The organism is Mycobacterium sp. NGS59 (assembly GCF_059812345.1).
This window is the reverse complement of sequence record NZ_JCALCN010000006.1, coordinates 55678-71286: the sequence shown is the minus strand read 5'-3', so window position 1 is coordinate 71286 and position 15609 is coordinate 55678. Positions and strand designations below refer to the sequence as shown.

The following is a 15609-nucleotide window of genomic DNA, read 5'->3' as shown; positions in this document are numbered from 1 at the left end:
TTGCCTGAGAGCCGCCAGAACGCGGCCAGCTACCTCCCGAAGCGGTCAACCCTATCCTGAATCGAGAAATTCCACGCACGGCACGATTAGGTGTGTGGAAACGCCGCCGCAGAGTCAGTCCTGACGGTGGGTGACGGTAGACTGTGAGGGATCCGTGAGCGGTGTTGGGCCGCTTGTCTGCGAACCCCAAGGAGAGCGTCCCGCCAGTGGCTGCCCAGAAGAAGAAGGCACAAGACGAATACGGCGCTTCGGCCATCACCGTTCTGGAGGGTCTGGAGGCCGTCCGTAAACGCCCGGGCATGTATATCGGGTCCACCGGTGAGCGCGGTCTGCACCATCTGGTGTGGGAAGTCGTCGACAATTCGGTGGACGAGGCGATGGCCGGCTACGCCACCCAGGTCGACGTGAAGCTGCTCGATGACGGCAGCGTCGAAGTCGCCGACAACGGCCGCGGCATCCCGGTCGCCATGCACGCCACCGGAGCGCCCACCGTCGATGTGGTAATGACCCAGCTGCACGCCGGCGGCAAGTTCGGCGGGGAGAACAGCGGCTACAACGTGAGCGGTGGTCTGCACGGCGTGGGCGTCTCGGTGGTCAACGCGCTGTCCACCCGACTCGAAGTCGACATCAAGCGCGACGGACACCAGTGGTCGCAGTATTACGACCGCGCCGTGCCGGGCACGTTGAAGCAGGGTGAAGCAACCAAGAAGACCGGGACCACCATCCGGTTCTGGGCCGACCCGGACATCTTCGAAACCACCGAATACGACTTCGAGACCGTGGCCCGTCGGCTGCAGGAGATGGCGTTTCTGAACAAGGGGCTGACCATCAACCTCACCGACGAGCGGGTGGAGCAGGACGAAGTCGTCGACGAGGTGGTCAGCGACCACGCCGAAGCCCCCAAGTCCGCGGAAGAAATCGAAGCAGAAGCCAAAGCGCCGCAGAAGGTCAAGAAGCGCACCTTCCACTACCCCGGCGGCCTGGTGGATTTCGTCAAGCACATCAACCGCACCAAGAGCCCGATTCAGCAGAGCGTGATCGACTTCGACGGCAAGGGCACCGGCCACGAGGTCGAGATCGCCATGCAGTGGAACGGCGGCTACTCCGAATCGGTGCACACCTTCGCCAACACCATCAACACCCATGAGGGCGGGACGCACGAAGAGGGTTTCCGCAGCGCGCTGACGTCGGTGGTGAACAAGTACGCCAAAGACAAGAAGTTGTTGAAAGACAAGGACCCCAACCTCACCGGTGACGACATCCGCGAAGGGCTGGCGGCGGTCATCTCTGTCAAGGTCGCCGAACCGCAGTTCGAGGGTCAGACCAAGACGAAGCTGGGCAACACCGAAGTCAAGTCGTTCGTGCAGAAGGTGTGCAACGAGCAGCTGACGCACTGGTTCGAGGCGAACCCGTCCGAGGCGAAAACGGTGGTTAACAAGGCGGTTTCGTCCGCGCAGGCCCGGATCGCGGCGCGCAAAGCGCGAGAGCTGGTGCGCCGCAAGAGCGCCACCGATCTGGGCGGTCTGCCCGGCAAGCTGGCCGACTGCCACTCGACAGATCCGCGTAAGTCGGAACTGTATGTGGTGGAAGGGGACTCGGCCGGCGGTTCGGCCAAGAGCGGGCGCGACTCGATGTTCCAGGCGATCCTGCCGTTGCGCGGCAAGATCATCAACGTCGAAAAGGCCCGCATCGACCGGGTGCTGAAGAACACCGAAGTGCAAGCCATCATCACCGCGCTCGGCACCGGTATCCACGACGAGTTCGACCTGACCAAGCTGCGCTACCACAAGATCGTGCTGATGGCCGATGCAGACGTTGACGGACAACACATTTCGACGCTGCTGCTGACCTTGTTGTTCCGCTTCATGCGTCCGCTGATCGAGAACGGGCACGTGTTCCTCGCACAGCCGCCGCTGTACAAGTTGAAGTGGCAGCGCACCGAACCCGAATTCGCCTACTCCGACCGCGAGCGCGACGGCCTGCTCGAGGCGGGCCTGAAGGCCGGCAAGAAGATCAACAAGGAAGACGGCATTCAGCGCTACAAGGGTCTCGGTGAGATGGACGCCAAGGAGCTGTGGGAAACCACGATGGACCCGTCGGTGCGGGTGCTGCGGCAGGTCACCCTCGACGATGCCGCCGCGGCCGACGAGCTGTTCTCCATCCTGATGGGTGAGGATGTCGAAGCCCGCCGCAGCTTCATCACCCGCAACGCCAAAGACGTTCGCTTCCTGGACGTTTAGTCCCATCCACGTTTTGACCAGACAAACGAGGAATTCATGACAGACACGACGCTGCCGCCTGGTGACGACTCGGTCGACCGGATCGAGCCGGTCGACATCCAGCACGAGATGCAGCGCAGTTACATCGATTACGCGATGAGCGTCATCGTTGGGCGCGCGCTGCCAGAGGTCCGTGACGGGCTCAAGCCGGTGCACCGCCGGGTGTTGTATGCGATGTACGACTCGGGATTCCGCCCGGACCGCAGCCACGCCAAGTCGGCGCGCTCGGTCGCCGAGACGATGGGTAACTACCACCCGCACGGCGACGCCTCGATCTACGACACGTTGGTGCGCATGGCGCAGCCGTGGTCGCTGCGGTACCCGCTGGTCGACGGGCAGGGCAACTTCGGCTCGCCGGGCAACGACCCGCCGGCGGCGATGAGGTATTGCTGTTCCGGGGATGCGTTGGTGCGCTTGCCTTTCGGGCAATCTGTTCGCATCGCCGACATCGTCGCCGGGGCTCGGCCGAATTCCGACAACGAGGTCGATCTGAAGGTTCTCGACCGGCACGGAAACCCCGTCGCCGCCGACCGCCTGTTCCATTCGGGTGAGCACCAGACCTACACGGTGCGCACCGCCGAAGGCTATCAAGTCACTGGCACCGCGAATCACCCATTGCTTTGCCTGGTTGATGTGGGCGGCGTGCCGACGCTGTTGTGGAAGTTGATCGAGGAGGTAACCCCTGACGACTATGTCGTGCTACAACGCACGCCACCAACGGAGTTCGGGCCAGCCGACTGGCACGACACGATGGAAGCACTGCTGCTGGGCGCCTTTATCAGCGAAGGGTTCGTCTCGGAGAAGCGCGCCGGATTCAACAACGTAGACCGAGCCTACTTCAACACGGTCGTCGCCGCGTACGACGCGATTGTGGGTGGGCGGCGCTACGTGTATTCACGCACTATCGCGTCCGGTTCGACCCTCCATGAACTGGATATCCAAAACCTCACCAATTTCAGAGGTACACGACTCTGCGAACTAGTTGGTCAGCGTTCGGCGGACATGGCAGTACCGGCATGGCTGTGGCGCTCCCCCGCCGCCGTCAAGCGCGCCTTCCTGCAAGCACTGTTCGAAGGCGACGGATCGTGTTCAGCACTCCCGCGCAACACGATCCAGATCTCTTACTCGACGCGCAGCAAGCAGCTAGCCATTGACGTGCAGCAGCTGCTGCTCGAATTCGGCGTCATATCCCGCCGCTACCTGCACGCCGTCGGCGAGTACAAGGTCGTCATCACCAACCGGGCCCAAGCCGGATCATTCGCAGCCCAAGTCGGATTCGGTGGCGCCAAGCAAAAGAAGCTGACCAATATCCTCTCAGCCATGCCGCCGTGCGCGGGCATGGACAGCGATCACGTTCCGGGCCTGGCGCAGTTCATTCGTAAGCACTGCGCGAGCCGTTGGGTCGACAAGGAATGGCTGCGAAAGCACAACATCGATCGACTCGGCCGCTGGCGGCGCGATGGCGACGAAATCCTCTCGCGCATTGCTGATCCCGATGTACGCGCCATCGCGACCGACCTCACCGACGGCCGCTTCTACTACGCCAAAGTTGCCTCGGTGACCGACGCCGGTGTGCAACCGGTCTACAGCCTCCGCGTCGACACCGACGACCATGCGTTCCTGACCAACGGTTTTGTCAGTCACAACACCGAAGCCCGCCTGACGCCGCTGGCCATGGAGATGCTGCGCGAAATCGACGAGGAGACAGTCGATTTCATCCCGAACTATGACGGCCGGGTGCAGGAACCCACGGTACTGCCGAGCCGGTTCCCGAACCTGCTGGCCAACGGCTCGGGCGGGATCGCGGTCGGTATGGCCACCAACATCCCGCCGCACAACCTGCGCGAGCTCGCCGAGGCGGTGTTCTGGTGCCTGGACAACCACGACGCCGACGAAGAGGCGACGCTGGCCGCCGTCATGGAACGCGTCAAGGGGCCTGACTTCCCCACGCACGGGCTCATCGTCGGATCGCAAGGCATCTCCGACGCCTACACCACCGGTCGCGGCTCCATCCGGATGCGCGGAGTCGTTGAGGTGGAAGAGGATTCGCGCGGACGCACGTCGCTGGTGATCACCGAGTTGCCCTATCAGGTCAACCACGACAACTTCATCACCTCGATCGCCGAGCAGGTGCGGGACGGCAGGCTGACCGGCATCGCCAACATCGAGGATCAGTCCAGCGACCGGGTCGGGCTGCGCATCGTGATCGAACTCAAACGCGACGCCGTGGCCAAGGTGGTGCTGAATAACCTCTACAAGCACACCCAGCTGCAAACCAGCTTCGGCGCCAACATGCTCTCCATCGTCGACGGGGTGCCGCGCACCCTGCGCCTGGACCAGATGATCCGTTACTACGTCGAGCACCAACTCGACGTGATCGTCCGTCGCACCACCTATCGGCTGCGAAAAGCCAACGAGCGGGCCCACATTCTGCGTGGTCTGGTCAAGGCGCTGGACGCGCTGGACGAAGTCATCGCGCTCATCCGGGCATCGGAGACCGTCGACGTCGCCCGCCAGGGCCTGATCGAACTGCTCGACATCGACGAGATCCAGGCCCAGGCCATCCTGGACATGCAGCTGCGCCGGCTGGCCGCGCTGGAACGGCAGCGCATCGTCGATGACCTGGCCAAGATCGAAGCCGAAATCGCCGACCTGGAAGACATTCTCGCCAAACCCGAACGGCAGCGCGGCATCGTAAGGGGAGAGCTCGACGAGATTGTGCAAAAACACGGCGACGACCGTCGCACCCGGATCGTCGCCGCCGACGGCGACGTCAGCGACGAGGACCTGATCGCGCGTGAGGACGTCGTCGTCACCATCACCGAAACCGGCTACGCCAAGCGCACCAAGACCGATCTGTACCGCAGCCAAAAGCGCGGCGGCAAGGGCGTGCAAGGTGCCGGACTCAAGCAAGACGACATCGTGCGACACTTCTTCGTCTGCTCGACCCATGACTGGATCCTGTTCTTCACCACCCAGGGCCGGGTATATCGGGCGAAGGCCTACGAATTGCCCGAGGCGCTGCGCACGGCGCGCGGCCAGCACGTCGCCAACCTGCTGGCGTTCCAGCCGGAGGAGCGCATCGCCCAGGTCATCCAGATCAAGAGTTACGAAGACGCGCCGTACCTGGTACTGGCCACCCGCAACGGCCTGGTGAAGAAGTCCCGACTCACCGACTTCGACTCCAACCGCTCAGGCGGCATCGTCGCGGTCAACTTGCGCGGCGAAGACGAACTCGTCGGGGCCGTGCTGTGCTCGGCAGACGACGACTTGTTGCTGGTGTCGGCGAACGGGCAATCCATCCGGTTCTCGGCGACCGACGAGGCGCTGCGACCGATGGGCCGCGCCACCTCCGGCGTACAGGGCATGCGGTTCAACGCCGACGACCGGCTGCTGTCGCTGAACGTGGTCCGCGAAGGCACCTATCTGCTGGTGGCCACCGCGGGCGGTTACGCCAAACGCACCGGGATCGAGGAGTACCCGGTGCAGGGCCGCGGCGGCAAGGGTGTGCTGACCATCATGTACGACCGGCGGCGCGGCCGACTGGTCGGCGCTTTGATCGTCGACGACGAGAGCGAGCTCTACGCGATCACCTCCGGTGGCGGCGTCATCCGGACCACGGCCCGCCAGGTGCGCAAGGCGGGACGCCAGACCAAGGGTGTCCGCCTGATGAACCTGGGTGAAGGCGACACGCTGCTGGCCATCGCCCGCAACGCCGAGGAAGGCGCGGAGGAGAACGGCGAAAGCGACGAGGGTTCGGCCACCTAGCGGGCGGTGGATCGGCGCCCTGCCGACCCGGCATAGACTCGGCTACTCGAGAACACACGTTAGGAGTCGGGGTGAGTTCACCGAACGAGCCGGGTGCACCCAGCCCGGGTGACAACCCGAACGGGGACGGGTCCGGTGAACGTGCCGGCGCACACCGAGCCACGACCGGACCGGGCCGCGTGCCGGATGCCGGCGATCCGCCGCCCTGGCAGCGCGGAGCTGCTCGAGCCTCGTCCCAATCCGGATCCCAATCGGGGCCACGGCCCGCGGCCGACCGGCCCACCGATGTCCGCCCGCCCACCAATCCCGAGGCGCGGCTGAATCGCTTCATCTCCGGAGGGTCGGCCCCGACCACCGGCTCACAGGCGGAGGCCCAAGCAGTGCGTAGCGAGAATTCACCCAACGAGGCGTACGCCAGCGAACTGCCCGACCTGTCCGGGCCGATCCCGCGGGCGACGTCGAACAAATCCACTTCCGAGCGCAGCTCGGACACCGCCACCTCGTCGGGCACCCGCCGGTCCAGCGGTGAGGCGCGGGAGTCTCGGGTCGCCGTCGGGTCCCGCCGGGCGCGGGGGCCGGTACGGGCCAGCATGCAGATCCGCCGGATCGACCCGTGGAGCACCTTGAAGGTGTCGCTGCTGCTGTCGGTGGCGTTGTTCTTCGTGTGGATGATCGCGGTCGCGTTCCTCTATCTGGTGCTCGGCGGTATGGGTGTGTGGGCCAAGCTCAACAGCAACGTCGGCGACCTGCTGAACAACACCAGCGGCAGCAGCGGCGAACTCGTCTCCAGCGGCACCATCTTCGGGGGGGCCGTGCTGATCGGGTTGGTCAACATCGTGCTGATGACCGCGATGGCCACGATCGCCGCGTTCGTCTACAACCTGACGACCGATCTGATCGGCGGTATCGAAGTCACACTGGCGGATCGGGATTAGCGTTTTGGGAGTCGGGCGGCCGGTGCGGTAATCTCGCTGCTCGGCCGTACGCGCAGTACGGGCCTATAGCTCAGGCGGTTAGAGCGCTTCGCTGATAACGAAGAGGTCGGAGGTTCGAGTCCTCCTAGGCCCACGACATGAGCCCGTCAAGACGTCGTGTGAAGTTGGCATTGCCGCTGGCAGTAACCGCCGCCCTCGGCGCGGCGACTGCGGCGGTAGTCCGCTCGCGGCGCGATGTCGAAGTCTGGCACGTGGCGCCCGACCCAACCTCTGATCACCCACCCGGTCACCCAGAGGGGCCTTAGCTCAGTTGGTAGAGCACCGCCTTTGCAAGGCGGGTGTCAGGGGTTCGATTCCCCTAGGCTCCACAAATTTTCGAAGCAGCTGTTCAGCGCCTCAGCGGACTGTAGAACACCAATCCGTTGCCCTTGTTGTCATAGACCACGGCCCGCCGCTCGTGCGCGTCGTCGTACGGACCGTTCACGATGCCGCCGCCACTGGCCTCGACGGCTTTCGCCGCGGCGTCGACGTCATCGGTCTTGATCCCGACGACGACCTGGCCGGGGATCGGATGGTCCACCGCGGTCGCCAGCGCCAGCGTCACCGATCCGCCGTCCAACGCCGCGAAATGGGTTCCGTCGCGAAACTTGACCGCCATCCCAAGCGTCTCGCTGTAGAACCGGATCGATTCGTCCAGATCGTCGGTCGACAGCATGATCATGCGTACATCGTGCTCGCTCATTGGGCCTCCTCATGGCCATCCTGTACGGGTAGACAATGCACCGGCCAGGGCCGAGAGTCACTCGGTCCGGGAAAGGACGTCGCGGCTGTGAAATTACTGTTCCCGCTCCCCCACACCATGCGGCTCAAAGCCATGATGCAACCGTGGGAAGCCGACGTGACCGGCGCCGAGCAGACCCGGATGGCCAAATACGCGGACCAGTGGGGCTACGACATGATCGCGGTGCCCGAGCACTACGTCATACCCACCGAGCACGTCGAACTGTCCGGCCCGCATTTCCTGCAGTCCACGGTGGCGCAGGCCTACCTCGCCGGCGCCACCGACCGGATCCGGCTCAGCTCAGCGGTCACCCTGCTGCCGCTGCAGCATCCCATCGTGCTCGCCAAGGCCCTGGCCACCGCCGACTGGATGAGCGGCGGGCGCATCACGGTCACCTTCGGCATCGGTTGGCTGAAGCCCGAATTCGAATTGCTCGGAGTCCCGTTTCACGAGCGGGGCCGGATGGCCGACGAATATCTGGCCGCCATCCTCGAGTTATGGACCAGCGACAGCCCCAGCTTCGACGGCCGGTACGTGTCCTTCCGCGACGTGGCCTTCGAACCCAAACCCGTTCAGCGGCCGCATCTTCCGGTGTGGATCGGCGGCGACTCCGACGCCGCGTTGCGTCGCGCGGCCCGCTTCGCCACCGGGTGGTGGTGCTTTCTGACGCCGCCGCACCACATCGCCGAACGGATCGAGTTCATCAAGTCCCAGCCCGGCTACGACGGCCGCGCCTTCGACGTCGTGCACGGCTTGGGGACCAACCGTGTCGGCGAAGGACATGTGGTGCGCGACGACCCCGATGCGCGCGCCGGAAAGAGCGCCGCCGAACTTATCGACCGGCTGAGTTGGCTTGCCGCGCAGGGCGTCACGTACAGCTCGGTGCCGGTCCCGCGGGTGCGGGGAGTTCAGGAGTATCTGGACTACGCGCAGTGGGTGGCCGAGGACGTCAAACCGCACCTGTGACGGGCATCGTCGGCGAGGCTGAGTGCGCGAGGGTCCCCAAAATGTCAGAAAACCGGTGCTTCGCCGTACATTTTGCGGCCCCTCGCCTGGGCCGCGGCAGCGACTACGGACGGGGTTGGACGTCGACGCTGGGCGGAAGGGGCGACGGGTCCGGACGCGACGAGCGGCGCACGATGCTGAACGCGATACCACCGGCGGCCAGGACCGCGACACCAGCGGCACCCGCGATCACCCAGGGCTTCTTGCTGCGGCGCTGATTACGGCGGGCCTCCTGCAGCAGCTGCGGCAAGTTGGCGACGACTTCCTGGGCGGCTGCCAGCTCCTGGCCGATCGTCTCCTGGGCCGCGGCGAGTTCGCGGGCCAGCCGGCCCTCCCGGTAGCGGCGACGAATCTCCGTCGCGGTCGACCGGGTGCCCTGCGCCCCGAGCCCGACGAGGCCGCGGGTGACATCCACCGGTCCCACCGTCGAGTAGGTCAGGCCTCTGGTCAGCCGCTCCCGGGGGGTCAGCCCGGATGCGACCGTGCCGTCGGACTTCACGCTCATCGCGCCGCCTCTCTGTCTACCGCTCGAGTCCTACGCAGTCCTATCAGGTACCGGGTCGTCGAGCCAGTACCGACATCAAACAGATGCCAGTGGCACCGGCTGACGCGCGAACCGCGGGTGATGGCAGACTGTGATCCCGTGACCAACAGCCCTAATCAGACCGCCAGCGCCACGCTGCACACCAACAAGGGAGACATCAAGGTCGCCCTGTTCGGCAACCACGCGCCCAAGACCGTCGCCAACTTCGTCGGCCTGGCGCAAGGCACCAAGGAGTACTCGACCCAGAACGCGTCGGGCGGGCCGTCGGGACCGTTCTACGACGGCGCGGTGTTCCACCGGGTGATCCGGGGCTTCATGATCCAGGGCGGCGACCCCACCGGCACCGGGCGCGGCGGCCCGGGCTACAAGTTCGCCGACGAGTTCCACCCCGAGTTGCAGTTCGACCGGCCCTACCTGCTTGCGATGGCCAACGCCGGCCCGGGCACCAACGGCTCGCAGTTCTTCATCACCGTCGGCCCGACCCCGCACCTGAACAGGCGGCACACCATCTTCGGCGAGGTCGTCGACCCGGAGTCGCAGCGCGTCGTGGACGCGATCGCGTCGACGGCCACCGACGGCAGCGACCGCCCCCTCGAAGCGGTCGCGATCGAGTCCATCACCATCTCCTGAACCCTGCCGAGCAGACGCAAAAGCCCCCTTAGACCGGCCAAATCGGGTGCTTTTGCGTCTGCTCGGCCGAAACGTGGCCCCGACCGGCTTAACCGGCGTAGCCGGCGTCGGTGAGCGCGTCGAGTACCTCCAGCGGGTCGGTGCCCAGGTCCCATCGGGACAGCACGATCAGCCCCCCGCCGACGGTCTCGATCTCCAGTAGCCGCACCCGGCGCCCGTGCCGGCGGAACTCGCTGATCTTGATGATCTCGATCATCTCGCGGCGCAGTACCTGGGTGCGGAACCAACCGCGCACCAGCAGGGCGTCGGCGGTGATTGCCAGCTTGGGTCGCGCCCGCCACGACGCGCCGGCAAACAGCAGCAGACCCACCGCGGCAACTCCGGCGATGAAACGCCCCGGAGGATCTGTGACCAGGGTCACAGCGGCGATAGCTAGTATCGCACCGCCAACGCCGCACGCTGCGATTCCGGCGGTACGCGGCGACCATTCAGTTTGCTGCATGCCCTCTTTGGACCCTTTCACCACCACGGATACGGTTATCCACAGCAGCTATCAACAGTGGGGATGAATCACACGCGTGTGATTGGGTGTCCGGATGGTTGCTGGCGTGCTAACACGACGCACACGACATGAATCCATTACGCCTGCGCTGACGGTCAGTGCCAACGCATCGTCAGCAACAACCCGGTGATCATGAAGGCGAACGCGATCGCGTAGTTCCACGGACCCAGTTCAGCCATCCAGTGCAGGGCAGCCGGGGCCTGCGGCCCGTACGCCGCCAGCTGGAAAACCATCAGCCACACCAGGCCGATCAGCATCAGACCGATGAACAGGCAAACGAACCACACGCTCGACGGCCCGACCTTGACCTTCACCGGGGTGCGGCTTACCGCACTGACGGTGAAGTCGTTCTTCTTGCGGACCTTGGACTTCGGCATTTGCTACCTCTGATATTGGACGAGCGAGTGGTAATCGAACGAAGCGACTGGTAATCGAACGAACGGGACAAGTGCAACGATTACGGTTGCAGCTGCAGGCGGATCTCGGGTACGAGATTAGCTCACCGGCAGCCACGACCAGGAGACGGAGACAGCCTTGGCCGATCAGCGAGCCGACCAGCGCCGGTCGCCGTGGCGCTTCGGCGTCCCGGTGGTGTGTCTGCTGGCCGGGGTGCTGCTGGCCGCGACGCACGGAGTGTCCGGCGGCAGCGAGATCCGCCGCAGCGACGCGCCGCGCCTGGTCGACCTGGTGCGTGAGGCCCGGGCTTCGGTGATCCGGTTGGACGCCGAACGGGAGGAGTTGACTGGCAAGCTCGACACCGCGCACGGCCGCTCCGCGGACACCGCGCTGCGCGCGATGTTGCGGCGGGCCGCCGAGCTGGCCGGCGAAGCCGACATGAATCCGGTGCACGGGCCCGGCCTCGTGGTCGTCCTCAACGACGCGCAGCGCGACGCCAACGGCCGGTTCCCCCGCGACGCGACTCCGGACGACCTGGTCGTGCACCAGCAGGACATCGACGGGGTCCTCAACGCGCTGTGGAGCGCGGGGGCGGAGGCGATCCAGATGCAGGACCAGCGCATCATCGCCACCTCGGTGGTGCGCTGCGTCGGAAACACGCTGCTGCTCAACGGCCGTACCTACAGCCCGCCCTATTCGATCACCGCGATCGGCAACGCCACCGCAATGCAGAACGCCCTGGCCGCCGCTCCTCTGGTCACGCTGTACAAGCAGTACGTGGTGCGGTTCGGGCTCGGTTATCGCGAGGACGTCAAGCCCGACGTCCAGATCGTCGGCCATGCCGAACCGGTCCGCCTGCACTACGCGAAGCCGATGGGGCCGATCGGCTACTGACAACGGTCATCGGACCCGGGCGGTAACCTGTCACGGTGCGGATTCTGGTCGTCGACAACTACGACAGCTTCGTGTTCAACCTGGTCCAGTACCTGGGTCAGCTGGGCGTCGAGGCCGCCGTGTGGCGCAACGACGACGCGCGACTCACCGGGGCCGAAGGCCCCGAGACCGTCGCCACCGACTTCGACGGTGTGCTGCTCAGTCCCGGCCCCGGCACCCCCGAGCGCGCGGGCGCCTCGATCAGCATGGTCCATGCCTGCGCCGCGGCCGGCACGCCGCTGCTCGGGGTATGCCTCGGACACCAGGCGATCGGGGTGGCGTTCGGGGCCACCGTCGACCGCGCACCGGAGTTGCTGCACGGCAAGACCAGCAGCGTCATCCACACCAATGCCGGTGTGCTGCAAGGACTTCCGGATCCCTTCACCGCAACGCGCTACCACTCCCTGACCATCCTGCCGGAGTCGCTGCCAACCGAGCTGGAGGCGATCGCGCACACCCCCAGCGGCGTGATCATGGCCGTGCGGCACACCGCGCTGCCCATCCACGGCGTCCAGTTCCACCCCGAATCGATCCTGACCGAAGGCGGTCACCGGATGCTGGCCAACTGGCTGGCCTACTGCGGCTGGGCGCGCGACGACACGTTGGTGCGCCGACTGGAAAACGAGGTCCTCACCGCGGTGCGGCCGCATTTCCCGGCCGAGGTGGCCGGTCAGGCCGGGGCTACTGACCGAACTTCAGCGTGATCACGCCGTCGCGGTTCACTCCCGTACCGGCCGGCGGGCTCTGGTAGACGACCTTGTTGTGCTGGGCGCCACCGGCGTCCACGTCGGGGCCTTTGTCCAGTAACCCGGTCCAGCCCAGCGCCCGCAGCCGGGGCTCGGCGTCCGTCCAGAACATCCCGGACAGGTCGGGCATCACGAATTGATTGCCCTTGGACACCTGCAATTCGATGACCGAATCGACCGGCACCGTGGTGCCTGCGGGCGGATTGGTGGAGATCACGTCGCCGGCGGTGCGGGGGCTGTCCACAAACGACTGACTGAACTTCGAGAACCCGTAGACGGTGAGGTTGCGCTGCGCCATCTCCACGGTCTGGCCCGCGACGTCGGGAATCTGCTTGGTCTCCGGACCCGAGCCGATGATGATGGTGATCACGTTGGTGATCGCCTGGGTCTGATTGGCCGGCGGGTTGGTGCCGATCACTTTGCCGGCTTGCTCGGCGGTCGACGGCGACTTGGCTTCCTTGAACTTGCTGAAGCCGGCGGCGGTGAGTTTCTTGACCGCTTCGGCATAGGTCAGCGACGACACGTCGGGCACTTCGCGCTGCTCGGGACCGGTCGAAACGTTGACGGTGATCTCGTCGCCGGCGCCCACCGACGCGTTGGCGACGGGGTCGGTGCCGATCACATGGTCAGGCAGGATCGTCGAGTCGGGCCTTTGCTGGGTGCGCGTCTTGAAGCCCTTGTTCTGCAGCGCGGCGATCGCGTCGGCGGATGCCTGTCCGCGCACGTCGGGAACCTGGACCTTGCGGGTGTTGCCGCCGAAGGTGTTGATGGCGATGGTGACCGCGATCGTCAGCACCGCCAGCACCGCGACCACGGCGATCCAGCGGCCCACCGAGGCACCACCGCCGGTGTCGGACTCGTCGAAGTTCTGCCGGGGCAGCGGGTCGGTCCGCGGACCGCCGTGGCCGGGACCCGAGGAGGACATGAATGCCTTGCGCTCGGCGCCGGTGAGCACCTTGGGAGCCTCGGGCGCCTCGCCGTTGTGCACGCGGACCAGGTCGGTGCGCATTTCGGCGGCGGTCTGGTACCGGTTCTCGGGGTTTTTGGCCAGCGCCTTGAGCACGACGGCGTCGAGGTCGGCGGAGATCCCCTCGTGTCGTTCCGAGGGCGGGATGGGATCTTCGCGGACGTGCTGGTAGGCCACCGACACCGGCGAATCACCGGTGAAAGGTGGCTCGCCGGTGAGCATCTCGTACAGCACACAGCCCAGCGAATAGACATCCGAGCGGGCGTCGACGGGGTCGCCGCGGGCCTGCTCGGGCGACAGGTACTGAGCGGTGCCGATCACCGCCGCGGTCTGGGTGACGCTGTTGCCGCCGTCGGCGATCGCCCGGGCGATGCCGAAGTCCATCACCTTCACCGCGTTGGTCGAGCTGATCATGATGTTGGCCGGCTTGACGTCGCGGTGGATGATGCCGTTCTGGTGACTGAAGTTCAGCGCCTGGCAGGCGTCGGCGATCACCTCGATGGCGCGTTTGGGCGTCATCGGGCCGTCGGTGTGCACGATGTCGCGCAACGTCACCCCGTCGACGTACTCCATCACGATGTAGGGCAGCGGCCCGGCGGGCGTCTCGGCCTCGCCGGTGTCATACACGGCGACGATCGCTGGGTGGTTCAGCGCGGCGGCGTTCTGCGCCTCGCGCCGGAAGCGCAGGTAGAAGCTGGGGTCACGGGCCAGGTCGGCGCGCAGCACTTTGACCGCGACGTCGCGGTGCAACCGTCGGTCGCGGGCGAGATGAACTTCGGACATACCTCCGAAGCCGAGGATCTCGCCCAATTCGTAACGGTCGGACAGATGCTGAGGGGTAGTCATCGTGGTGTCTCGAATCGGGGCTGCACCCCAGGAGTACCCGTTTCCTCCCCAGCAGTCCACAGCGCGCTTCCGGTGTTGGTGACGGTCGTCGGCGTCTGTTGCTGCTCGTTGTCGTTCTTGGAGTTGATGACGATCAGCACCGCGATGATGATGGCCAGCGCCCCGAGCACGCCCGCGGCCCACAGCAGCGCCCGCTGCCCGGAGGAGAAGGTGCGCCGCGCCGGCGGTTGGCGACGCCCCGAGCTGGACTGGGAGCGCCGCGGCGCGGCCGTCCGGTTCGTGGTCGTGCTGGGCGCGATCCGCGCCGGTGTGGCCGACGGTATCGCCGCGGGTGCGGCACGACCGGCCGGCGGTGTCGCGCTGGGCCGCGGCGGGCGGCGGCCGGCCCGCACCGCGGCGACCGCATCGGCGAACGGGCCACCACTGCGGTAACGCTGGCTGGGGTTCTTCACCAGCGTGATCTCGATGAGCTCGCGCACGTTGGGCGGCAGATCGGCCGGTAACGGCGGCGGCGGCTCCTTGATGTGCTTCATCGCCACCGTCAGGGCACCGTCGCCGGTGAACGGGCGCTTGCCCGAAACCACTTCGTAGCCAACAACTCCCAATGCGTAGACGTCACTGGCCGGCGTCGCGTCATGGCCCAGGGCCTGCTCGGGGGCGATGTATTGCGCGGTGCCCATCACCATCCCGGTCTGGGTCACCGGCGCCGCGTCGACAGCCTTGGCGATGCCGAAGTCGGTGATCTTCACCTGCCCGGTCGGGGTGATCAAGATGTTGCCGGGTTTGACGTCGCGGTGCACCAAGCCGTTGGTGTGCGCGATCTGCAGCGCCCGGCCGGTCTGCTCCAGCATGTCCAGCGCGTGGCGCAACGACAGCCGGCCGGTGCGTTTGAGCACCGAGTTCAGCGGTTCGCCGTTGACCAGCTCCATCACCAGGTAGGCGGTGCGGCCTTCTCCGTCCAACGCGCTTTCGCCGTAGTCGTGGACCTGGGCGATACCGGGGTGGTTGAGCATCGCGGTGGTGCGGGCCTCGGACCGGAACCGCTCGATGAACTCGGGGTCCTGGGAGAACTCCTGTTTGAGGACTTTGACGGCGACGCGCCGGCCCAGCCGGTTGTCCACCGCCTCCCAGACCTGGCCCATGCCGCCGGTGGCGATGAGCCGCTGCAGCCGGTATCGGCCGGACAGGGTCACCCCAACGCGGGGACTCATGCTCTG

At 66.0% G+C, this 15609-nt stretch carries 12 protein-coding genes, 2 tRNA genes and 1 pseudogene; 9 read left to right on the top strand and 6 right to left on the bottom strand.

Annotated features, from left to right (window positions below; translation table 11 throughout):
• Positions 1 to 206 precede the first annotated feature (206 nt).
• The 5 genes from gyrB (at position 207) to AC5Y46_RS09365 (ending at position 7350) form a co-directional block, all read left to right on the top strand.
• Positions 207 to 2240, top strand: a complete 2034-nt coding sequence (gene gyrB, locus AC5Y46_RS09385; protein WP_499990835.1) for a DNA topoisomerase (ATP-hydrolyzing) subunit B — start codon at positions 207 to 209, stop codon at positions 2238 to 2240.
• A gap of 36 nt (positions 2241 to 2276) precedes the next feature.
• Complete coding sequence (gene gyrA / locus AC5Y46_RS09380; RefSeq protein WP_499943002.1) at positions 2277 to 6047, top strand: intein-containing DNA gyrase subunit A; 3771 nt, start codon at positions 2277 to 2279, stop codon at positions 6045 to 6047.
• Positions 6048 to 6118: 71 nt separating this feature from the next.
• Positions 6119 to 6982: a DUF3566 domain-containing protein gene (locus tag AC5Y46_RS09375; protein ID WP_499943000.1), complete on the top strand. Its 864-nt coding sequence runs from the start codon at positions 6119 to 6121 to the stop codon at positions 6980 to 6982.
• A 59-nt stretch (positions 6983 to 7041) separates the two neighbouring features.
• A tRNA-Ile gene (locus AC5Y46_RS09370) sits at positions 7042 to 7115 on the top strand.
• 162 nt (positions 7116 to 7277) lie between these two features.
• Positions 7278 to 7350 (top strand) — tRNA-Ala (locus AC5Y46_RS09365).
• Positions 7351 to 7370: 20 nt separating this feature from the next.
• Here the strand turns inward: AC5Y46_RS09365 and AC5Y46_RS09360 are convergent.
• The gene (locus tag AC5Y46_RS09360; RefSeq protein ID WP_499990834.1) at positions 7371 to 7724 is read right to left on the bottom strand and encodes a VOC family protein; all 354 of its coding nucleotides are present in this window, start codon (positions 7722 to 7724) and stop codon (positions 7371 to 7373) included.
• 87 nt (positions 7725 to 7811) lie between these two features.
• Here AC5Y46_RS09360 and AC5Y46_RS09355 point away from each other — a divergent pair, with 87 nt between their 5' ends.
• Positions 7812 to 8729, top strand: coding sequence for a TIGR03619 family F420-dependent LLM class oxidoreductase (locus AC5Y46_RS09355; protein ID WP_499990831.1), 918 nt, complete (start codon positions 7812 to 7814; stop codon positions 8727 to 8729).
• Between the two features lie 103 nt (positions 8730 to 8832).
• Here AC5Y46_RS09355 and cwsA read toward each other — a convergent pair whose 3' ends face one another.
• Entirely contained in the window at positions 8833 to 9273 is a 441-nt protein-coding gene (cwsA, locus tag AC5Y46_RS09350; protein ID WP_499942994.1) for a cell wall synthesis protein CwsA, read from the bottom strand.
• A gap of 120 nt (positions 9274 to 9393) precedes the next feature.
• Between cwsA and AC5Y46_RS09345 the strand changes: the two genes are divergently transcribed.
• Positions 9394 to 9942: a peptidylprolyl isomerase gene (locus AC5Y46_RS09345; RefSeq protein WP_499942993.1), complete on the top strand. Its 549-nt coding sequence runs from the start codon at positions 9394 to 9396 to the stop codon at positions 9940 to 9942.
• An 88-nt stretch (positions 9943 to 10030) separates the two neighbouring features.
• Here AC5Y46_RS09345 and AC5Y46_RS09340 read toward each other — a convergent pair whose 3' ends face one another.
• A complete protein-coding gene (locus AC5Y46_RS09340; protein ID WP_499990828.1) occupies positions 10031 to 10444 on the bottom strand; it encodes a PH domain-containing protein in 414 nt (137 codons plus the stop codon).
• 155 nt (positions 10445 to 10599) lie between these two features.
• On the bottom strand, positions 10600 to 10881 hold the full coding sequence (gene crgA / locus AC5Y46_RS09335) for a cell division protein CrgA (RefSeq protein ID WP_499942990.1): 282 nt from the start codon (positions 10879 to 10881) through the stop codon (positions 10600 to 10602).
• 157 nt (positions 10882 to 11038) lie between these two features.
• On the opposite strand from crgA, the gene AC5Y46_RS09330 reads away from it, so the two are divergent.
• Both AC5Y46_RS09330 and AC5Y46_RS09325 read left to right on the top strand, forming a co-directional pair.
• A complete protein-coding gene (locus AC5Y46_RS09330; RefSeq protein ID WP_499942989.1) occupies positions 11039 to 11794 on the top strand; it encodes a DUF881 domain-containing protein in 756 nt (251 codons plus the stop codon).
• Positions 11795 to 11829: 35 nt separating this feature from the next.
• Entirely contained in the window at positions 11830 to 12537 is a 708-nt protein-coding gene (locus tag AC5Y46_RS09325; protein WP_499990827.1) for an aminodeoxychorismate/anthranilate synthase component II, read from the top strand.
• On the opposite strand, the gene pknB is transcribed toward AC5Y46_RS09325, so the two are convergent.
• Complete coding sequence (gene pknB, locus AC5Y46_RS09320; RefSeq protein ID WP_499990825.1) at positions 12515 to 14392, bottom strand: Stk1 family PASTA domain-containing Ser/Thr kinase; 1878 nt, start codon at positions 14390 to 14392, stop codon at positions 12515 to 12517. The genes AC5Y46_RS09325 and pknB overlap by 23 nt on opposite strands.
• A gap of 14 nt (positions 14393 to 14406) precedes the next feature.
• Positions 14407 to 15603: pseudogene (locus AC5Y46_RS09315) on the bottom strand (serine/threonine-protein kinase); the annotation flags it as partial.
• Positions 15604 to 15609: the final 6 nt, after the last annotated feature.